Raw genomic sequence first — 21,162 nt, 5'->3', positions numbered from 1 at the left:
CAATGTCGCAGATATCAAGGAGGAAACGTTATGGTACAACCCCGTGCTGAGTACCCGCGTCCGCAGTTTGTGCGCTCTTCGTGGCAGTGTTTGAACGGAGAGTGGCAATTTGAGATTGATGCAGGAGATAGCGGTCTTGAGCGTGGGCTGCTGGAGCGTGAATTAAGCGAGCGCATTCAGGTGCCGTTCTGTCCGGAGTCCGAGCTTTCAGGCATCGGGAACACTGATTTCATGCCCGCTGTCTGGTATCGGCGGCAGGTGAGTATCCCTGCCGAGTGGGCCGGGCAGCGCATCCTGCTGCATTTTCAGGCTGTCGACTATGACGCGACCGTCTGGGTGAATGGGCAGGAGCTGGGGCGCCATCGGGGAGGCTTTACCCCGTTCAGCGTTGAGTTGCCTGCAACACTGGCCGGAAGCGAGATCACATTAGTTGTGCGCGCTCGTGATGATGCTCGCTCACCGAAGGCCCGGGGCAAGCAGTCGCAGCGCTATGGCAACTATGGCTGTCTCTACACTCGTACTACGGGCATCTGGCAGACTGTCTGGATGGAGCCTGTGCCGCCGACCGCGCTCGGTCGTCCGCGGATTACGCCCGATGTCGCGAATAGCTGCTTCCATCTGGTGCAACCGTTGAGCGGCCCACGCACTGGAATGACTGTCCAGGCAACGCTGCGCGATCAGGAGGGAGTCGTCTGCACTGTACGTTGTCCCGCCGATCAGGATTTCGCGCCACAGCTTACGTTGCCGATTCCCGCCGAGCGTCGTCACCTCTGGGCGCCGGGCGCTCCCTATCTCTATGATCTGGACATTCAGCTTCTTGAGGGAGAAACGGTCATCGATCAGGCGAGCAGCTATGCGGGCCTGCGCAGCGTGACGATTGAGGGGCAGGCAGTGAAGATCAACGGCAAGACCATCTTTCAGCGGTTGGTGCTTGATCAGGGCTACTATCCCGATGGCATTATGACGGCTCCCAGTGATGAGGCACTGCGTCGCGATATCGAACTGAGTATAGAGGCTGGCTTTAACGGGGCACGTCTGCATCAGAAGGTATTTGAGGAGCGTTTCCTGTATCATGCGGATCGCCTGGGGTATCTTGTCTGGGGTGAGTTGCCTGACTGGGGATGTGGCGGCTATGGACCTGTGGAAGATCATCAGAAGCCGGATGTCAGCTATGTCTCGCAGTGGCTTGAGGCGCTTGAGCGTGATTACTCGCATCCCGCCATTGTTGGTTGGTGCGCACTCAATGAGACCTGGCAGCCCCTCACCGATACCATCACTGTGCTTGATGACATGACGCGGGCGCTATTCCTTGCGGCGCGAGCATTTGACTCCACGCGTCCGATTCTGGATGCTTCCGGCTATAGCCATCGCGTTGACGCAAGTGACATCTATGATAGCCATGACTATGAACAGGATCCGGTGCGCTTTGCCAGCAATCATGCAGGACTGGCGGAGGGCAAGCCCTTTGTGAACGAACATAACGGGCGCGCGATCTCATTGCCCTATCGCGGACAGCCTTATTTTGTGAGCGAGTTCGGTGGTATCTGGTGGAACTCCGAGCGGGAGCCGGGCGACGACACCACAAGCTGGGGTTATGGCACCGCTCCTCGCTCGATTGAGGAATTCTACCAGCGCTTCGAGGGTCTCTGTAACGTGCTGCTCGATAATCCGCATATGTTCGGGTATTGTTACACGCAGCTTACCGATGTTTACCAGGAGCAGAATGGGATCTACACCTTCGATCGGCGGGTGAAGTTCGATATGGAGCGTTTGCGCTCGATTCAGCAGCGTACGGCAGCAATCGAGCAACAGGCATAGGGCAAGAACAACTATTTGCTTGAATGCTCTGAGAGTGGAGTGTATCGTTGCACTCCACTTTTTCGCTGTTCAGTGCTGCTGCTGTTCGCTACGCTCGCGAGCCCAATCGGCGATCAGGTGATAAGAGAGGCTCAGAGGTGCGGGAATCTCTGGCAGGTTGTCGTAGCGGAACCAGCGGGCGTCATCAAGTTCGGCCTCGTCAAGCCTGATATCCCCGCTGACGTAGCGGGCAGTATACGCGACCATAAGCTGCTGCGGGTAGGGCCACGGTTGGCTGCTTTTGTAGACGATATCGGTGATTTCCACGCCGACTTCTTCCATCACCTCGCGCCTGACGCATTCTTCCAGCGACTCCCCGGGCTCAACAAAGCCGGCGATGACGCTGTAGCGTGCGTTCCAGCCCGGCTTATGGGTGAGGAGCACACGGTCACCATCATGTATCAGCACCAGGATTGCAGGTGATACCGGTGGATAGCCGATATAGCCGCAGGCTGGGCATTGGCGCGACCATTGTTCGGAGAGTGGACCAAGCGGCTGAGCGCAGGTAGGGCAATAGCGATGCGTTCTCACCCAGTAGAGCAGGTGCATCGCGTAGCCAACAGCGCTGTAGGCGGCCTCATCGATAGTGCCAAAGAGGGCGCGGACCGCGGTTGGTTGCCAGCTCTCGGGAATGGTGGCATTGTCATCCAGCTCCCAGGCGAGGCAGGGGATGCCATCGAGGGTACCGATGTAGAGCGGGTGAATGCCCTCGGGGAGGTCGCTACTGGCTTGAATGAGGCCATGCTGTGTGAGCAGTTTGCCTTGTCTGAACGGTAGCCAGTATGCGGGTCCAGAGGCGGGGACGGCGGGTGGATATGCCCTCTGAAAAGTCATGCTGTTTTCTCCTTGCCAGTTGTTGTCTGCTTGTATGCACAGTGTATCACGGGCTGGCTTGAAGTGCGAGGGCACAAGCGGGAAAGGAAACACGGCATTGTCTCGCTTTCCTGCTTGTAGAAGAAACCTGTTTCACCATTCGTAGGATGCATAACAATTGAGGGCTTCATAGAACTGAATGAAGACATCGTGCTTTTTGAGCCATTGCTTGAGTTCGATGATGCGTCGGGCAAGCTGTGGGCCCTGTTCAGTGCCCCGGGCTTCCTGCCACTGACGATGGAGCTCATTCAGTTCGGCAAGTTTTGCGTCAATGACTTCCTGTGGAAGCTCGGTCAGGAAATCGTCAAGGAAGTCTTCGACCTGATACTGTCTCCCTGTGTAGCGATTCAGGGCGGCAATAATCTTTTCCGCTTCACTTCGTTTGACACGTAGCCCTAAGAGCATCTTGGTAATAGTCCAGGTTTTTCCACAGTCGATCTGCTGAGGGGTCAGTCCAGTATCGAGTAGGATGCTATGGAGTGAAAGCCGCATGGTCATTGTTCTGGGTCTCCCTGTTTCTGACTGACGAATGGGTCAATGGTGATGGTAAATGCTTCCAGATCTTTCAATAATCTGTCCTCAACCTCGGAAAGCTGCTTCTTGTTTTTTAGATGGGCAATAAGCAGGTTAGTGGCATACAGTACTGCCCCGAGCATCGAGGTACCGATATGTATGGTTAAGATTCCTTCTGTAATCCCTGACCATCCCTGGTGATTCTTCACGTCATATTCTCCTCTTCAACTATACGATGCCAGTTCCTGGCAGTTTCTACTATATACTATAGCATAGTGAAAGCTCTAGACGTGTTAGATGTTACACAAAATATAGCAAGAATGTCGTCTTTTGTGAGAGAAAAATGACATCTTTGCAACACGACTGTTGAAATAGAGGAGAAGAAAGAACCAGCCTCTCCCCTTGTGTGAATGCAAAATCGGGTGAAAGAAGGGGAAAAACAGCAATGGGTAGGTCTGTCAGTGTGGGAGAAGAGAGGCGAAAAAGTGGGAAAAAAGTGGAAGTTTGGAGGGTGATACTTTGCTGGTTGCTGTATGGTGGCCTCTATCAAATAGGACTCTGAAGCCCCAGAGTGAGGCTCAATGAACAGGAGCAAAGGAGGGTCCATAGACGGTACCATTATTCGGAATAGAGTTGTATCCCCGCACGAGGAAGCGGGATGAGCATCATCAGAAGGTTGCTTGTGTGCCTCTCTTTCATGGTGAGTGGTTTTCATGAGCGAGGCTCGATGCCACAAAAACCGGCGTTGCTCCACCCGATCGAGAGTCCATCAGCTTGTTCGCAGAGGAGGCGATAGAGCCGGTGAGCGCGCTCGGTCTCGGCCCATGTGGGTTCGGCATGGGCAAAGGGCGTTTGTGCGGTGCGTTCCCCTGCGGAGCCGTCGCCATCAACTGTTGTATCGACGATAATGCGCCTCGCTCCGCTTGTGAGCAGCCGGTGGGCAAACCGCTCGATATCGCTATAGGGCAGGCAAGGGCTGACCGTCACCTGTGTCGGGATATCTGCATCACTCGCTGCCCGAACCAGTTGCCAGCGCTTTTCCAGCGGCGGTCCACCTCGTAACCCTTTCAAATATGCCTGATCGTCTGTTTCGATAGTGACAGAGAGCCAGGCATAGGGAATATCGGCCAGGAGCGAAAGGTCTCGTAGCGCCAGCGGTGAGCGGGTCTGGATGACGAGCAGGTCCAGATCGGGATAGCGTGCGAAGGTTTCCAGGCAGGAACGGGTAATCTGGTAGCGGTGCTCGGCAGGTTGATAGGGGTCGGTGGTGCTGCTCATAAAGATGCGCAGGCGGGCGCGCGCCGTAGGCTTCATCCGGGCAAGTGTTTTGTGAAGCAGCTCAGCGGCATTGGCTTTGACCTCTACTGCCTCTCCCCAGGCGGCGTGAGCGTGTCCTACGCGCCAATTCGGCAGAAATTGGGCATAGCAGTACATACCACAGGTTGTCTTGCCGAAGCCGCAGCCCGTATAGGCTGAGAGCGCATGTGTGAAGGGATACGGACCGGCTGCAAGGAAGCCGTGGCGTTGTGGGGTCAGTATGCTTTTTGCCTGTTTCAGCGTGAGTTCCATTGCAAATCCTCTCTGATGCGCTTGAACACTCATTCTAACAGGGACAAATGCGCCGGTCAAGAGGCTCGATTCCTCGGGTGTGCAGGTGATACACTAAAAACTATACGATTCTATTGACAGGCATGAGGAGGAATGCTTTTTCATGAAGACTGCATTGATTGTATGGGGTGGCTGGCCCGGCCATGAGCCGGAAGCGTGTGCGAACCTGTTCGCGGGTGTGTTGCGTGAACAGGGCTATACGGTTGAGGTTGCTACAACGCTTGATGTCTTTCTTGATGCCGCGAAATTGCAGGCAACAGATCTGATCGTGCCGATCTGGACAATGGGGACGATCAGCCCTGAGCAGGAGAGCGGCCTGTTAACCGCTGTTCAGAATGGGACGGGGCTCGCTGGCTGGCATGGTGGAGCGGCCGACGCTTTCCGCAACAATCCAGCCTATCAATTTATGATCGGGGGTCAGTGGGTGGCTCATCCCGGTGATATTATCGATTACGATGTGCATATCGTGAAACACGATGATCCCATTATGGCGGGACTTTCCGACTTTCATATGCATTCCGAGCAATACTATATGCATGTCGATCCGATGAATGAGGTGCTGGCGACCACGACCTTTAGTGGGGAGCATGCTCCCTGGATTGAGGGCGCGGTGATGCCTGTGGTCTGGAAGAAGCGCTACGGCGAGGGTCGGGTCTTTTATTCGTCACTCGGGCATGTGCGCCGGGATTTTGATGTGCCGGAAGCATTGGAGATCATGAAGCGCGGCATGCTGTGGGCCACGCGCTAAAACCGGTTCGAGAGGCTGTTTCTGTTTCGGGACGGCCTCTTTCATAGCCTCTCCAGGCTGGATGCTTGACAGGTTGCCTGCTTCACCCCCATAATACAGATCATAAAGCTATCCAGAAAAGCCCGCTCCGATGTGTTCTCTGCAAAGAAAAAGCCCTATTTGTTCTCTCTTGAATAGGGAAGATTGGCATGCCTTCTGATGGTGCGTCAAACATTGCGGAGAAGATATGAAAAGAAGAGTTTTCTTTGGTGCGGGGGCGTTGCTGGCCCTGCTTGTTGTCGCTGGTATTCTGGGGCGAGAATGGTATCAAGACGGGTCGATTGTCCCTGCTATAATGCCCAAACCAACACCGACCCTTGAGCCCGGCCCCCCTAAGACTCCTATTCCAACTCATGGCTTCACAACGCATACCTTTGTGAATGAAAAGAATCAGAAACTGACGTATTATCTTTATGTACCTCAAAACTATGATAAAACAAAGCGTTATCCCCTGGTATTGCTGTTGCATGGTGTAGGTGAACGGAAGCGCCAGCACTTCACGCCGATTCAAAATCAGAATCAGATTCTGGGTCAGTCGTTTGTCTACTTCTGGGGAACGCCTGACGAGAAAGATAAACCCTCCGTTCAGGAACAGTGGCCGTGCTTTGTGGTCGTGCCACAGCTAGAGCCGTCGCAGACCTGGGTGCAGGTCGATGCGCATAAGGGTTCTTATACACAGCCAGCGCAACCGAGCACTTCGCTCTTGCTGGCGAAACAGTTGCTTGATCGCTTACAGCAGGACTATAGTGGTATCGATGCCAACAGGCTGTATATCACCGGGATCTCGCTTGGCGCTACGGGAACCTGGGATGCTCTTGCTCGCTGGCCTGATTATTTTGCGGCGGCGGCTCCGGTCTCGGGCGCGGGCGATCCGTCCACCGTTGAGCGCTTTCGGGATGTGCCGGTCTGGGCGTTTCATGGGGCGAATGATACAACGATCCCGGCTTCAGCCTCGACCTTGATGATTCAGGCGCTTCAGCAGGCGGGTGGTGAGGGTCATGTCACGATCTTTCCCAATCGCAAGCACCCGATCTGGGGTGATGTCTATACATTGGAGCCCGCGAAGGAGGCAGAGGGCTTTTTCCCCTGGCTCTTTGCACAGCGTCGAAACGCGTGATGCAGCAGAAAATGAAGTGTGCCTCAACCACTGTGGGGCACACTTCACGGGCAACAGTTCAGGCGGAACGCTGAGAGGCCGGAACTGCCTGGATGGCCTTGCCTGAACGAGGTGCTGGTGTATCACGGCCAATCAGACGGCAGGCAAGCGGCGTATGCAGCAGGAGGATGCTGAGCGCCGTCGAGGTGCAGAGCGTGAAAATGCCAATCAGGATCACGCTGATCGCGACCGGGAAATCTGCCGGGATATATGGCATGATCCAGCGCTGCACTTCGTTGAGGACAAGCGGGTGAAGCAGGTAGATGCCGAAGGAGCTTTTGGCAATCAGATGTACAAAGTTCGCGCCCTTTGGAGGCTGTCCCGGTGGGCTCTTCTGAACCCAACGGCAGGCAAGCCAGAAGGCGAACAGCAGCGCCGCGGTGACATAGAGCGCCATGAGCGGCTGGAGCACGGACGATGCATAGTTGATAGACTTCCCAAAGACGTGGATCTGAAGGACGTAGTGCGCCCAGAGCAGAGCCAACGTCCCGATCAGACAGCCGGTGATAAGCCTGCTATGTTTGAGGACAAAATCTCGCATCTGCCGGAAGTAGAGGGCAGTAATGCCACCAAGCACAAAGTAGAACTGATAGAACAGGAAGAAGCGCGCCTTATATGGCCCGATGGCGTCCCAGAAGGGAGAAGAGATACCGTCATGTTGCATGATATAGTAATCAAACACCAGAAGTACTATCTGGAAGGTAAAGCTGACAGCCAGAATTTTCCAGGGATGCCGACCGAATCGACGCAGAAATAGCAGAAACAATGGCAACAAAAGATAGAATTGAAGTGTCAGAATGATATAGTAGAGATGATAGAAGCCGCTTCCAGTTAACAGATTATAGAGTGCTTTCTGTAGATAGTTGTCTGTTCCCTGTCCAAGCCAGGTGTAGAAAAGGCTCCAGATGGTATACGGGAGCAAGATGCCCATGCCGCGCTTCATCCAGAACTTTTTGAGCGGGAAAGGCCTGTTCTCATACGCGTGGTAGTAGACGTAGACCAGCGCGAAGGCGGTAACGAACAGGAAGATCTCACGCGAGTAGTGCAGGGCCGTGACAAAGGCGTTCTGTAGTTGTACTCCCCACTCCGCATGATTCAAGACGGCAGTGAATGAGAGGACGTGAATAGTCACGACACTGGAAGCCGTACAGAGACGCAGTAAATCTAACTCGCGTACATGCGGCTGTCTTTTTGTCTGCTCTCTTTGCACAATATGTCCTTTCAGTATGGTCAACTCACACAGCGTCGTTGCTGCTGGATGCAGACATGCTGTACATCGGGGGCGCTGCTTCGGCGAATATGTACAGCGGCGGTGAGCGACCGTCACTTATCGTTCGCTTGAGCTTGTGTTCACATCTGGTATTGTGGCAGGGCGACCTGAAAAAGCCCCGAAGTTTGCTGAAAATTCGCTGAAAATCATGGCTCTTCAGCGAATTTTCAGCTTTTTCTGATAGAGAGAAGATGGGCTTTGAAAAACAGAGAACACACCAGAGCAGAAGCAAAAGGAAAAGGGTAGCTGAAGTGAGTAAGCAAGTGAATAAGCAATGTACCGTTTTGCTTGTTGATGATGAGCCACAGATAGTTGAGTTTCTGCAAATGGGTTTTTCCTATGAGGGGTTTCACGTCCTTGTGGCAACCAATGGACCTGATGCGCTTCATATGATTACCGAGCATCAGCCCGACATTGTGATTCTGGATATTATGTTGCCGGGCTTCGACGGTCTGACCGTGACCCGGCTGGCGCGGCGCACGCACGATAGCGCTATTATCATGCTGACGGCAAAGGATGAGGTTGACGATATGGTGGAGGGGCTCGACGTGGGCGCGGACGATTATGTCACCAAGCCGTTTGTCTTCAAGGAACTGATGGCGCGGGTGCGTGCGGTGTTGCGCCGACATGGGAAAGTGGTTGGCGATGAGCTGACCTTCCAGCATATTTCGCTGAACCGCAGCACGCGGCTTGTGTCAGTCGATTCGGAGGTTATTGAGCTGACACCCCGCGAGTTCGATCTGCTGGAACTCTTTATGATGCATCCCAATCAGGTTCTCACGCGGGATATCATCCTGTCGCGAGTCTGGGGCTATGACTATACCGGTGATGATAACATCATCGAGGTGTATGTGCGACATCTGCGTGAGAAGCTGCACGATATGCCTCCGCGTCTGCTTCAAACGGTGCGAGGTGTTGGTTATAGTTTACGCGGATAGCACCGGGAACGCGTATTGAGATGAAGCCCTGCCTCTCATGGCGGGCGTACCAAAAGGATAGCAAATCGTGATGCGAATATGGCACATGTTTCGCAACTGGCTTGCCTCCCTGTCTCTGCGCTGGCGTTTAACGCTGGTTGTGCTTGGCTTGATGACCGCTTTGTTAGGGGGAGCAGGCCTGTTACTCTCGCTTGTTACCGAGCAGGCGCTGTTAAATAATACCGCGTCTTCGCTCCGTCGGGAAGTGATCCTGACCGCGAAGGGCATTCCCGGACGCTCCTTTACTCTCTCATGGGCACCTGAAGAGCGCAAAGGAGAGCTGCCGCGTGGCTTTGATGCCTCGGTAGCGATCTTGCGGCAACGCCTGACGAGCCTGGGCGTCAATATGACCATCCTGCGACCGGACGGCTCGGTGCTCTATCCCGGACAGGCGACCTCGCTGGCTCCTCCTCCCATTGTGCTTGGACAAAGCGATGTCACCCGATTGCTTGAAGATGGGCTTCAGGGAGATGCCTATAAGCTCGGGAAGACCGCGCAAGGTCAGCGGCAACTGGTCATCCTGGTGCCTCTGGTCTCCGCTGAAAGGACCGTGGCACTGCTCCAGGTGGGAACGCCGATCGCATCTATTGACGACTTCCTCACGACGTTCCATATTCTGCTGCTTGTTTGCTATCTGGGCGCTTTATGCTGTGCGCTGGTGCTGCTATTCCCCCTTGTTGATGCCACGTTGCGCCCGTTGCTTGAGATGGAGCGGAAGAGCCGTCGCATCGCTGCTGGAGAGCTCTCATTGCGTATTGATACCCCGAAATCCCGCGATGAGATCGGGCGGTTGGCCCATTCTTTTAACCAGATGGTGGTGCAACTGGAAAACGCCTTTCAGCGACAGAAGCAGTTCGTCTCGGATGTCTCTCATGAATTGCGCACCCCCCTGACAGCGCTCAGCGGTAGTCTGGAGATGCTGCTGATCGGAGCCGATCGGGGCGATATTGGCGCAACACGGCGGCTGGCGAAGGGCATGTACGTCGAGGTCCAGCGCATGCACCGGTTGGTTGAAGATCTGCTTTCGCTCACCCGGCTGGATGCAAAGAAGCTGAAACTACGACTTGAGGCGTTTGAGCTACAAACGGTTTTCAGCAGGATCTTTCAGCAAGCGCAACAGCTCGCGACAGGGCACGAGATTCGCTGCTCGATCGCTCCCGATACACCGCGGGTCTATGCGGACCGCGACAGGCTGCAACAGGTCTTGCTCAATATCGTGGATAACGCGCTGAAGTTTACGCCGTCGGATGGGCAGGTAGAGCTTACCGCCGCTCCGGGCAAACAGGGCGAGGTTGTGATTGCCGTGCGAGATACCGGGCAGGGTATTCCAGCGGAGGCGCTGCCCTTTATCTTTGATCGCCTCTATCGCGTTGATCCTTCACGTAGTCGTCCTTTCCGCCAGGGAAGCGGAAACGGGCTCGGTCTGGCAATCGCAAAAGAGTTGATTGAGGCACAAAAAGGCTCTATCCAGGTAGAAAGCACGCCTGGCAAAGGAACGACCTTCACGCTTCTCCTCCGCTCGGCTCCTCGCAGTTCGAGTAAAGATGCAATGGCACTTCAATGAACAATTGAAATAGAACCCCCTCTCAGGAACTGTGTACATTCTCTCGGCCCTGGAAGAGCCCGAGGGAAGAGTACAGGTTGCGCTGCAAAAAAACTGGAATACCAGCGTTCTTTGTGATGGAAGCTTCCTGTTGCTGAATACTGCAATTGAGCTCTCTCTATACTCGGAATGATTGAACTTCCTGTCGCCTTTGGATGGTCAGATGATGCGTTGAAGACACATTTTTACGCGAAAAAAGGGAATCCATAGTCAGATCAAAACATACGAATCTCCCGATGACATGCCGGATCAGCCAAACCAATGACGAAAGGACAACACGATGCAAGAGCAAACAATACATCATGCACGCGAGGTTCCTTTTCCGCATGCTTTGCGCTCCACTACTGGAATCGATGCCACGCGGGAACCAGTGCTTGAACTCGATCAGATCCAGGGAAACGTGATTCCGGGATTCTCAAAGAGCCATGAAACGCTGCTCTTCCTCAGAATTGTGGATGTCTCACATTGTAAGCGCTGGCTCAAAGAGATCACGCCTCTGATTGCTACTGCCGAGGAGGTGTTGAGCTTCAATCGGCTCTATAAGGCGCTTCGGACCAGACGTGGTTACGCGACAGTGCAGGCGACATGGGTGAACATTGCGTTCTCATATGGGGCCCTGCAACGATTGACCGCCGGGACGCCCGCGGAGTTGCGGGACGGAAACGACTTCCTTGATCCGGCGTTTCGGGAGGGGATGGCGAGCCGCGCCGATGTGCTTGGTGATCCACTAATACCCGATGCTGAGGGCAACCCGGCTCGCTGGTTGATCGGAGGCCCCGGAAACGAGGCCGAGATTCTCCTGATTATTCAAAGCGATTCGGCGGAGGCGCTGCGGGAGACGGTCATCTCGATCAAGAGCCGTCTGGCAGGAGTGACTGTCATGTTGACGCAATATGGTGCCAATCTACCGCAGGAGCTGGCCGGGCACGAGCACTTCAAGTTTCTGGATGGCGTCTCACAACCTGGTGTCAGAGGCCGTGCTTCGGCGCATCCCGATGATGTAATTACTCCGCGTCAGGATCCGCGTGACCCCAATCACGGCAAGCCCGGGCAACAGTTGATCTGGCCGGGTGAATTTGTGTTCGGCTATCCCTATCAGGACCCTGCAAAGCCGGTGAACGAGCCTTCCGATAGCGCCAGCAGCACTACAACGGCCAATCCGCGCAATGAGCGAGAGCAGCTACCGGTGCACCGGGGCGCGATCTCTGAGGCCGGGCCCTCCTGGGGGCGCAATGGCTCATTTCTGGTCTTTCGGCGCTTACGGCAGGATGTCGGGCGTTTCCATGCCTTCTTGAATGAGCAAGCACGACAGCAGGGGATTTCACCCGCATTGATGGGAGCGAAGGTCGTGGGACGCTGGCTCAGTGGTGCGCCGCTCTCGCGCTCTGCGAACGAGGATGCGCCTGACCTGGCAAAGAACGAATGCGCAAATAACGACTTCCGCTTCTTTCACGCTGACCCCGTGCTGACCGGTGGTGCACAGCCACCTGATACGCTCGCGCCCCGATGTGGAGGATGCGCCGCCCCCGGTATATTCGAGCCAGCCCCCGCTGACCGTCAGGGAGATCTCTGCCCGTTTATCAGCCATATTCGCAAGGGCTATCCCCGCGACTCGTTGACGAAGGCCGGGCATGACCTGTGCCCGAACTGTAGCGATGAGGAGAAGAGCGCGGTGAGCGAGCGCGACACCCAGAGACGCCGTATTCTGCGGCGCGGGCTGCCCTATGGTCCTGTCTCGCCTTCAACGCTCGAGCACCCGCTGCGTGATCTGCATGATGAACCGGTCAATCTGGCCCGCCCCGCTGACCGAGGTCTCCTGTTTGTCTGCTACCAAACCTCTATTATCGGGCAATTTGAGTTTCTCACGCATTTCTGGTTTAACAACCCCGATTTCCCGGAGAAGGGTGAGGGGCTAGATCTGGTGATCGGGCAGCACAACGGTCCAAACGGTGAGCGTCTGCGACAGGCGCGGGTGCCGCTCAAGGGTGGAGTTGTCTCGCTGGTGACAGCACAGGAATGGGTCATTCCGACCGGTGGCGGCTACTTCTTCGCGCCCTCGTTGGATGCCTTGAAGCTGCTTTTTGCCGGGAGCTGAGGCCAACTCAAAAAAGGGGACTTCTGCACCATAGCAGAAGCTCCCTTCTCTAGTAGGCGAGGGGCTGAAACACCGCGTGGTGCGCAAAATCAGCATCGGGGCCCGCCAGATAGAGGTAGAATGGCACTCCGGCCTGCGGCGTCAGGCGAATCACATGGGCCCCGGTTGCATCGTGCTCGAAAGGAATATTGGACTGTGTCAGAAAGTGGCGGGTGTAGGCCAGATCATCGACGGTCAGGCTGAAGGCGACAGGCCCTTCACCACAGCGGTCAAGCATATGGTGTAGCGGGCCTTCTCCCCGGGAGATCAGCAGATCGATATTGCCTGTCCCACTGCGAAACGTCGTGCAGCTTGCGACCTGCTGGGTGACATCGATGCTTTCCAGTTGTTTCAACCCCAGTTGTTGCCGATAGAGGTCTATGGTTGGCTGACCTGTGGCGACTGCCACGGCGACGCGGGACCAGTGGCTTGCGCCATTGGGTTGGGCGGTCGGCTGTTCGAGTTGCAGCCGCTGGGTGTCGGAAGTGTCCCATTGGAAGAGGAACGGCCAGGGACGCCGCCATGCTGTGCCACCAGGAATAAAGAGACGCCAGGCGAGCAGATGCCCATCGGGCAGGAGGCGTTCCATTGGAAACGGCTCGCCCGCGAAGAGCTCTGTCTTGCGGAACTGCTCGGCTTCCCGGGTAATGTCATTGGTGGCCAGGGCAAAGCCAAGCAAAATCTCTTCATGCTTTTCAAGAATCTCCAGGAGCCTGCTGCCGCGATGGCCGCTGGCGAGTGCTTCAGCTTTATTGTAAACGGAGAGGAGTTCGATATAATCAAGCCCGAAACGGATGATTGCGTTATGCGTGCCCCGTCCGGTGTGGCGTCCTCCGTACCGGACCTCGAAACCAAGCTGTCGATACTGTCGAATGGCGGCGTCAAGGTCTCGAACTGCTATTACAAGGTGATCGAAGCGCGTTGGCATGTTGTTCCCTCCTTCCAGATGCTTATGTATGACACGCGCCAGTTGGCAGAAACAGTTGTAGGCTGGCACGAAAGGGGGAACGAGCGCACTTTTCAACGAAGAAGGTGGAGAGCACACCCGGACTCAACCCCTTGTCGCAGGTACAGGGGATCGGGGAGGAACATTCTCTCTGGTTGGCTGGGCGGCAGAAACTCAGGATGGAGGATGCTGTTTATCTGTGCCGTTCGACCAGCGCCGCGAAACCGGGAAGCGAGCCGGGATACCCGCGCGAAGCCGGATGCCCACATTATCAAGCGTCAGGAGATACCAGCCTGTGCTATCAAGCGCGACATGACCGGGCAACCAGTGGCCAAAAATGCGAATCTCAATGAACATGCCGTCATAGAGAGGCTGTCCCTGTAAAAGAAGCTGTTCACTCTGCTGACGAGAGGTTAAGCGTTCCAGCCTTGAATCTCGATTTCCAGAATGATTCTCGGTTGAAGAAAATACCATAACCCTCCATTGCTTCCTTTCTATATATCAAGAGTGCAAGAGGAACCATATTCAGGAAGCGTTATAGATTGTGTATTTGAAACAGCGTGTTGTCTGAGCTGCCTTTTCTCCCTCTTAGCCGGAAGAGAGGCAGCCAGACAATGGATACAGAGATCATATTGCTTCAGTCGGTGAGTCGGCAGTGATCTACCAACTGTTCAATTGAACACATGGCGGAACTCATCCACGCTTGAAAGCCGGGGGCTTCCTGGGCCGCTGCTTGTGAATGATCTGGTTTCATACTAAAAGAGACTTCACTAATGCAACAACTTCGGGGATCATATACGGTCTGCGCATCTTGGTAAGGTGTTGGGCAACAAGCCCGCTCCCATTTGCACAGATATGCATCATGCTCAGGGGTCCTTCTACTCCACCTACAAAAATTTGCAAGGACGTCATCCACTCACCCTCTACTTTCTCTGCTACATGGACGTTCGCAATCAAAACATCGGGGGACTGGCACTGCATCATTTTCTCTGCCTGGAAATAGTTCGTTGCATATAGAACTCGATACGGCGTTTCAGCTCTCAGAGTGCGTGCCAGTTGATATCCCCGGTCAAGGTCTTCCTCGATAATAAGAATGGTTCTTTCAAGGAAAACCCGCTCATTCTGAGTATGGAAGAATGCCTGTTTCATCGGGTTGCTTCATTGTGTTTCGGTCATTACCAAAATTCCCCTCTTTACTGCCACGATTAACGGAAGGAAAGAGTTTCAACCCGAAAAAGAAAGTGCTTCTCCGCCCACGAGAGACGGAGAAGCGTGAAATGCGGTAGCGTGAGGTGCTTAGATCGCCTTCTTTTGCAGGGTGGAACCGGTGAACTGGCTGTTGTAGAGATCGGCATAGAAACCGCCCTTTGCCAGCAGCCCTTCATGGGTTCCCTGCTCGATAATGCGTCCGTGGTTCATTACAAGGATCAGGTCGGCATCGCGAATCGTCGAGAGGCGGTGCGCGATCACAAAGCTGGTGCGTCCCTTCATCAATTCCTGCATGGCCCGCTGGATCAGGATCTCGGTGCGGGTATCCACGCTACTGGTTGCCTCGTCGAGAATCAGGATGGTTGGATTTGCCAGGATGGCCCGGGCAATCGTCAGAAGCTGCTTCTGGCCTTGCGAGAGGTTGGAGCCCTCCTGATTGATAATGGTGTCGTAGCCATCGGGCAGTGTGCGGATGAAATGATCGGCGTGGGCTGCTTTCGCCGCCTGGATGATCTCTTCCTCGGTGGCGTTCTCGCGTCCATAGGCAATATTCTCGCGAATCGTGCCGTTAAAGAGCCATGTATCCTGAAGCACCATACCGAACATGCGTCGCAGGTCGCCCCGCTTCAGCTCAGTGATGTCGGTGCCGTCAACAGTGATTCTGCCGCCATTGAGCTCATAGAAGCGCATCAGCAGGTTAACCAGCGTTGTTTTTCCGGCGCCGGTCGGTCCGACAATTGCGATCGTCTGGCCCGGGCGGACATCGATGTTCATATCCTCGATCAGCGGTGTGTCCTCTTTGTAGCGGAAGTCCACATGCTCGAAGGTAACGGAGCCACGCGGGAACTCGATCACTTTGGCCGGGCTGGCTTCAGGAACCTCTTCTTGCTCGTCAAGGAGCTCGAAGACGCGCTCTGCTGAAGCGATGGTTGACTGAATGATATTGGCGATGTTGGCAAGCTGCGTAATCGGTTGTGTGAACTGGCGGGCATACTGGATAAAGGCCTGCACATCTCCGATTGAGATGGCGTTATGCATCACCTGAATACCACCGATAACGCTTACAAACACATAGCCCAGATTGCCGATCAGGTTCATCAAGGGCATAATAATGCCGCTGACAAACTGCGCTTTCCAACCGTGGCTATAGAGCTCTTCATTCAAAACATTGAATTCATCGATTGAGCGACGCTCAAGACCAAAGGCTTTGACGATCTTGTGCCCGTTGTACATCTCTTCGACGTGCCCGTTCAGGTCACCAAGCGCCTTCTGTTGACCACCAAAGTAGCGCTGTGAGCGTTTCGCCACGATGGTTGTGACCACCATACTGAGCGGGAACGTCAGCACCACGACCAGCGAGAGCAGCGGGCTGATCAGCAGCATCATGACCACGATACCGATCAGAGTGACTGCTGAGGTGATAAGCTGTGTCAGGCTCTGCTGTAGCGTTGTGCTGATATTATCAATATCGTTCACGGCACGGCTGAGGATCTCACCATGTGAACGCGAATCAAAAAAGCGTAATGGCAGCCGGGCAAGCTTCGCCTCGACCTCCTGGCGCAGCGTGAACACAATCTTTTGTGCCATGCCTGCCATGATAAACTGCTGAATGTAGTTGAACAGCGAACTGATTACATACAGGATGCCAAGCGTCAGCAGGATGCGGAAGATGCCGTCAAAGTCAACCGATGCACCCGGCACTCCCTTCACCTTCAGGATCAGGCCCTCAAACAGCTTGGTGGTTGCCATACCCAGAATCTTCGGGCCAACGATCTGAAAGACGGTGCTGATGATCGCTGCAAGGATCACGACCAGCAAGAGGTACTTCTGCGGCAAGAGGTAGCGTGAGAGTCGCTTGACCGTCCCTTTGAAATCCTTTGCCTTCTGGACAGGCATACCCATGCCGCCCCAGGGACCTCCATGCCCTTGCCGCTGTTGGCGCTGTGGTTTTTGCTCGCTCATTTTATTTCCTCCAGTGAGAGCTGCGAGGCGACAATTTCACGATAGACCTGAGAAGACTGCATCAGTTCATGGTGTGTCCCCATTCCGGCGATTCGACCTTGATCCAGTACAAGGATCTGGTCGGCGTCCATGATGGTGCTGACGCGCTGCGCGACGATAAAGACGGTAGCATTTGCGATCTCGTCTTTCAGAGCGGCCCGAAGCTTCGCGTCTGTCTTGAAGTCCAGCGCGGAGAAGCTGTCGTCAAACACATAGATGTCGGGCTTGCGCACCAGGGCCCGAGCGATCGAGAGACGCTGTTTCTGACCACCCGAAACGTTGACGCCGCCTTGAGCAATCATGGTATCGTAGCCGTCCTTCATCTCGCTGATGAACTCCGCTGCCTGTGCGATCTCGGCGGCATAGCGTATCTCCTCGTCGGTGGCGTCCTCTTTGCCATAGCGGATGTTCTCGGCAACGCTCCCGGAGAAGAGCACGGCTTTCTGTGGCACAAAGCCGCACTTTGCCCGCAGGCTCTCCAATGACATGGTGCGAATATCCACACCATCGATCAAGATCGTGCCGCTATCAATATCGTAGAAGCGCGGAATCAGGTTGACCAGCGTCGATTTACCGGAGCCGGTGCCGCCGATGATAGCCGTGACCTTGCCTGGCTCGGCCTTAAAGGAGATGTGCGAGAGCGCGGGTTCCTCGGCGCCGGGATAGCTGAAGGTCACGTCACGGAACTCCACAATGCCCTGCTCTGTCTCGACTGGCTGTGCCTCCGTAGTATCGGTGATCTCGGGCCGCATCTTCAGAATCTCATTGATACGGGCAGCGGATGCCGAGGCGCGTGGTAGCATGATAAACAGCATCGAGAACATCAGCAGCGAGAAAAGAATCTGCATCGCATATTGCAGGAACGCCATTAATGCGCCAACTTGCATGTCACCGTTATTAATGCGGATACTGCCAAACCAGATGATGGCAATCGTCGAGATGTTCATGATCAGCATCATGACTGGCATGGAGGCCGCAACGATGCGGTTCGCTTTAATTGCTGTATTGGTCAGATCCAGGTTTGCATCATGGAAGCGCTGTCTCTCATGCTTGAGTCGATTAAATGCACGGATGACACGAATACCGGTTAACCCCTCGTCTAGAACCAGGTTCAGACGGTCGATTTTCTTCTGCATGATCGTGAAGAGGGGCATTGCCTGACCCATAATAAGCAGGATCGTGATCACGAGCAGCGGAATAATCGCGACCAGCACCCAGGAGAGCTGTACATCCTGAGAGAGTGCCATAATAATACCGCCGATGCACATGATAGGAGCGCTGATCATCATCCGCAGGATAATAACGAGCACCTGCTGAACCTGGTTGGTGTCGTTGGTCGTGCGCGTGATCAGCGAGGCCGTCCCGACCGTATCAAACTCGTGAAGCGAGAAGCTTTCAACATGCGTGAAGAGCTTATGCCGAAGCAGTTTACCGAAACCGACAGCTACCTTTGCTGAAAAGAAGCTGACCCCGATAGAACAGATGGTGCCACCAAGCGCGACCAGCAGCATAAAACTGCCAATGGTCAGAATATAGGCTGTGTCGCCTTTGACAATCCCGGTGTCGACGATATCTGCCATGAGTGTTGGGAGGTAAAGGTCTGAAAGTGTTTGTAGGAAAACCAGTACAAGCACAAGTGTGAGAAAAACTCTATAGGGTTTTAAGAAGCGGAACAAGGATATCATATTTTTTCTTCTTCTCCGTTCCTGTGGCCTTTCTCCAGATAGAGAAACGCCTTTGTTAAGAGCTCAGCAAGCTGGTTGCTTTGATCTTCTCCTAGATATTCAATCAGCCCCTGGAACACATCTGAGAAGCTATCAAATGCTCGCTGAATAATAGAGTGCCCCTTTTCTGTAAGCCGAATAAACGTGGCACGGCGGTCTTTAGGATTGGTGTGCCTCTCAATCAATTCATCCTGTTCAAGTCCTTTGAGTACCTGTGTGACGGTTGGAGGTGTAACAAGCAGCAGTTTGCTGATATCGGAGACGCGCATGCCCTCAGCGTGCCCATGCTCCTCACACCCTTTGAGAAGATAGAGTATCCGTACTTCACTCGGCTTATATTGCCCCACTGCCGAGTAATGCTTCTTCCAGGCCTCTTTAGAAAACTGACTGAACGCCTGCAAGAGTTTCTGCGCTGTTGGACTGAGCGAGTCGTCCATGCTTTCTTGTACCTCCATCACAGGGAATTAGTTAGGTAAGTAATTTATTTGGCAACCTAAATAATACGGTATTGGCAGAGCTATTGTCAATAGGTATCGATATATCAATAACGAGAAAGGAGCGGTGCAAGAGAGTGAAATGCAGGAAGATCCAGAGGCCAGCGCCCCGGGATCTTCCGTGTCATTACCAGTGAGGAGGAAGGTGATCAGGCTGTTTGTGCTGCGTTAAAGATCTCGTATGCATCGTCGCCATAGTAAGGCGAATACATAATGCCATCACCCCGACCATAGTCGTTATGTCCGTTGACGGCCCAGGTGTTGCCCTGCCGGATAAGCCAGCCCCCGCCGCTACAGCCGCCGGTCATATTGCAGGAAATGCCGATGCCGCCATACTGAGGATCCTGTGAGACCACGCCGGATGAGCAGGAATACATACGCTGTCCGTTGAATGGCGGGGCTGCCGGATAGCCAAGCGAGAGGAATTGCTGATTCTGCGAGAGATTGTAGGCGAACCGAACCGCACCTACCGTTGCGTTTAGCGTGCTGCCATTGGTGTTGACCACCACGTCAGCCAGGTCAGAGCCAAAGGAGCCGTTGTAGTACCAGTCGGAGCTGGTATAGGCGGTGCGTTGAGACCACTGCCCCTTTGGACAGCTTCCGTCGCGGTATTGAGGGCAGAAGATCCAGTTGGTGTACCAGTTGCCGGCGGAGCCACCTTCAACCACGCAGTGACCGGCGGTGTCAACGACGCTGCCGTTCTGGCTCTGGGTTGACGTGCCAGAGCACTGGTAATCTTCGCCGGTGCGGCTATCGGTGAAGAAGATCTTGCCGATGGTTGAGTAGGGGAACTGGCTGTACGAGCTGACCGGGACCGCCGCCGCAAAGGGACGCATCACCCCGTCCTGCTTCTTCTGGTTCTTTTCATTCCCGATAATCAGGGTCTGAATCGGCTTCGCCGCTTTCATGCGGGCGGGTGTCCAGTAGTTGGACATCGAACGGAGCAACTTGTCTGGCGAGTGCGAGATAACCGAATGATGTTTGTTCGGTTTGGCTGCCTGCGCGGGTTGATAGCCCTGTAGCACCAGAAGCAGAGCAAGGCTCAAGGAGAGGAACAGGCCACCAATGATGAACATCCGTTTTTCCCTGTGCATAGTGAGACTCCTTTCTCCAGGGATCAATTATCGGCCGGTGCCTCACACGGATAGAGAACTCCGCATGCAAAACATCCATGCTTGCATGATGAAGACCGTGGAACCGTAGAGATACCGCGCTTCACACGGTTGATCCGTGCGACATGTACAGGAACAGTGAATAGCATTTCATGGGAGTATGTGACGAGCGAACGTGTTCAGGCTTTTGGTTGGCACCTCTGTACATGTGTCTATAGAATACACGAAAAAATAGAGAATTTCAAGTTTACCAGTACTACCCCGGGAAATGAATGAAAGTATGTACCAGGCTAGAGAAGAGGTAAAGGCCCCCGGATCGCTCCAGAGGCCCGCTGCTCAGGCAGAGGTTGCCCCCTCCGGCACACGCACTGTTTTCGCAAGACGCCCGAAGAACAACTGATCGAGAGACCAGCCCCCGCCGCCTAGAACGACCAGCGAGAGCGAGATGGCAATGGCAAGCAGGAAATACTCGACGCCTTCTCCTGTTGCCTGCCCGGACCAGTTCATGAAAAAGCCATGCTTCAGGTGGATCAACACCATTGCGGTCGTCATCACGCTCCCGATGCCAAAGGCGGCAACGCGCGTCAAAAGCCCCGTCAGAACGCCAAGCGCTCCGAAGAACTCCGCAATGATTGCAAGAAATGCCAGAATCGCCGGTATATGCAATCCCTGCGTGAATTGAAGCATTGCTCCCTCAAATCCATGTCCGCCAAACCACCCGAGCAGCTTTTGCGCCCCATGAGGGAACATCACGGCTGCCAGCGCCAACCGTAAGAAAAGAGTGGTCACGTTGGTTAATGGGGTTGTTTCGGTTTTGAATAGAACCATATTCACTCCTGACTTTTTTGCCCATGCGATACAGCAGGCATACCGATCTACGGCACGGCGCTCCTTGCAC

At 54.5% G+C, this 21,162-nt stretch carries 19 protein-coding genes; 6 read left to right on the top strand and 13 right to left on the bottom strand.

The features are described 5' to 3' along the window. The first annotated feature begins 30 nt into the window (after positions 1 to 30). The gene (locus EI42_RS06210) at positions 31 to 1,818 is read left to right on the top strand and encodes a glycoside hydrolase family 2 protein (protein WP_111319951.1); all 1,788 of its coding nucleotides are present in this window, start codon (positions 31 to 33) and stop codon (positions 1,816 to 1,818) included. Positions 1,819 to 1,887: 69 nt separating this feature from the next. On the opposite strand, the gene nudC is transcribed toward EI42_RS06210, so the two are convergent. From nudC to EI42_RS06190, 4 genes are all read right to left on the bottom strand, one after another. Then, positions 1,888 to 2,691: an NAD(+) diphosphatase gene (gene nudC / locus EI42_RS06205; RefSeq protein WP_111319949.1), complete on the bottom strand. Its 804-nt coding sequence runs from the start codon at positions 2,689 to 2,691 to the stop codon at positions 1,888 to 1,890. 132 nt (positions 2,692 to 2,823) lie between these two features. Beyond that, positions 2,824 to 3,228, bottom strand: a complete 405-nt coding sequence (locus EI42_RS06200; RefSeq protein ID WP_111319947.1) for a hypothetical protein — start codon at positions 3,226 to 3,228, stop codon at positions 2,824 to 2,826. Next, positions 3,225 to 3,452 carry a hypothetical protein gene (locus EI42_RS06195; RefSeq protein WP_111319945.1) on the bottom strand — a complete coding sequence of 76 codons (228 nt, stop codon included), beginning with the start codon at positions 3,450 to 3,452 and terminating at the stop codon, positions 3,225 to 3,227. The genes EI42_RS06200 and EI42_RS06195 overlap by 4 nt, the downstream gene beginning before the upstream one ends. 502 nt (positions 3,453 to 3,954) lie before the next feature. Further along, the gene (locus tag EI42_RS06190; protein ID WP_111319943.1) at positions 3,955 to 4,812 is read right to left on the bottom strand and encodes an SPL family radical SAM protein; all 858 of its coding nucleotides are present in this window, start codon (positions 4,810 to 4,812) and stop codon (positions 3,955 to 3,957) included. A gap of 142 nt (positions 4,813 to 4,954) precedes the next feature. Between EI42_RS06190 and EI42_RS06185 the strand changes: the two genes are divergently transcribed. Further along, on the top strand, positions 4,955 to 5,599 hold the full coding sequence (locus EI42_RS06185; RefSeq protein ID WP_111319941.1) for a ThuA domain-containing protein: 645 nt from the start codon (positions 4,955 to 4,957) through the stop codon (positions 5,597 to 5,599). Between the two features lie 226 nt (positions 5,600 to 5,825). Then, positions 5,826 to 6,755, top strand: coding sequence for a carboxylesterase family protein (locus tag EI42_RS06180; RefSeq protein ID WP_111319939.1), 930 nt, complete (start codon positions 5,826 to 5,828; stop codon positions 6,753 to 6,755). 58 nt (positions 6,756 to 6,813) lie between these two features. Here EI42_RS06180 and EI42_RS06175 read toward each other — a convergent pair whose 3' ends face one another. Further along, a complete protein-coding gene (locus EI42_RS06175) occupies positions 6,814 to 8,028 on the bottom strand; it encodes an acyltransferase (RefSeq protein ID WP_211326050.1) in 1,215 nt (404 codons plus the stop codon). A 299-nt stretch (positions 8,029 to 8,327) separates the two neighbouring features. Here EI42_RS06175 and EI42_RS06170 point away from each other — a divergent pair, with 299 nt between their 5' ends. From EI42_RS06170 to EI42_RS06160, 3 genes are all read left to right on the top strand, one after another. After that, entirely contained in the window at positions 8,328 to 9,002 is a 675-nt protein-coding gene (locus EI42_RS06170) for a response regulator transcription factor (protein WP_246046382.1), read from the top strand. A gap of 70 nt (positions 9,003 to 9,072) precedes the next feature. Further along, complete coding sequence (locus EI42_RS06165; protein ID WP_111319934.1) at positions 9,073 to 10,605, top strand: sensor histidine kinase; 1,533 nt, start codon at positions 9,073 to 9,075, stop codon at positions 10,603 to 10,605. A 319-nt stretch (positions 10,606 to 10,924) separates the two neighbouring features. Next, on the top strand, positions 10,925 to 12,739 hold the full coding sequence (locus EI42_RS06160) for a Dyp-type peroxidase (protein ID WP_111319932.1): 1,815 nt from the start codon (positions 10,925 to 10,927) through the stop codon (positions 12,737 to 12,739). 49 nt (positions 12,740 to 12,788) lie between these two features. On the opposite strand, the gene EI42_RS06155 is transcribed toward EI42_RS06160, so the two are convergent. From EI42_RS06155 to EI42_RS06120, 8 genes are all read right to left on the bottom strand, one after another. Beyond that, entirely contained in the window at positions 12,789 to 13,706 is a 918-nt protein-coding gene (locus EI42_RS06155) for a VOC family protein (protein WP_111319930.1), read from the bottom strand. Positions 13,707 to 13,898: 192 nt separating this feature from the next. Continuing rightward, positions 13,899 to 14,198, bottom strand: coding sequence for a DUF5348 domain-containing protein (locus EI42_RS06150; RefSeq protein ID WP_111319928.1), 300 nt, complete (start codon positions 14,196 to 14,198; stop codon positions 13,899 to 13,901). Positions 14,199 to 14,474: 276 nt separating this feature from the next. Beyond that, positions 14,475 to 14,873 (bottom strand): PleD family two-component system response regulator, encoded by a 399-nt coding sequence (locus EI42_RS06145; RefSeq protein ID WP_111319926.1) that lies wholly within the window; start codon positions 14,871 to 14,873, stop codon positions 14,475 to 14,477. A 147-nt stretch (positions 14,874 to 15,020) separates the two neighbouring features. Next, on the bottom strand, positions 15,021 to 16,895 hold the full coding sequence (locus EI42_RS06140) for an ABC transporter ATP-binding protein (protein ID WP_111319924.1): 1,875 nt from the start codon (positions 16,893 to 16,895) through the stop codon (positions 15,021 to 15,023). Beyond that, complete coding sequence (locus EI42_RS06135) at positions 16,892 to 18,619, bottom strand: ABC transporter ATP-binding protein (RefSeq protein ID WP_111319922.1); 1,728 nt, start codon at positions 18,617 to 18,619, stop codon at positions 16,892 to 16,894. The genes EI42_RS06140 and EI42_RS06135 overlap by 4 nt, the downstream gene beginning before the upstream one ends. Next, entirely contained in the window at positions 18,616 to 19,095 is a 480-nt protein-coding gene (locus EI42_RS06130) for a MarR family winged helix-turn-helix transcriptional regulator (protein ID WP_170142402.1), read from the bottom strand. The genes EI42_RS06135 and EI42_RS06130 overlap by 4 nt, the downstream gene beginning before the upstream one ends. A 206-nt stretch (positions 19,096 to 19,301) precedes the next feature. Beyond that, positions 19,302 to 20,246: a trypsin-like serine peptidase gene (locus EI42_RS06125; RefSeq protein WP_111319918.1), complete on the bottom strand. Its 945-nt coding sequence runs from the start codon at positions 20,244 to 20,246 to the stop codon at positions 19,302 to 19,304. A gap of 354 nt (positions 20,247 to 20,600) precedes the next feature. Next, the gene (locus EI42_RS06120; protein ID WP_111319916.1) at positions 20,601 to 21,092 is read right to left on the bottom strand and encodes a DoxX family protein; all 492 of its coding nucleotides are present in this window, start codon (positions 21,090 to 21,092) and stop codon (positions 20,601 to 20,603) included. Positions 21,093 to 21,162: the final 70 nt, after the last annotated feature.

This window comes from Thermosporothrix hazakensis (assembly GCF_003253565.1).
In the GTDB taxonomy this organism is placed as follows: Bacteria; Chloroflexota; Ktedonobacteria; order Ktedonobacterales; family Ktedonobacteraceae; genus Thermosporothrix; species Thermosporothrix hazakensis.
Note: the sequence above shows the minus strand (reverse complement) of the source record. Positions and strands in the feature narration are given on the sequence as shown.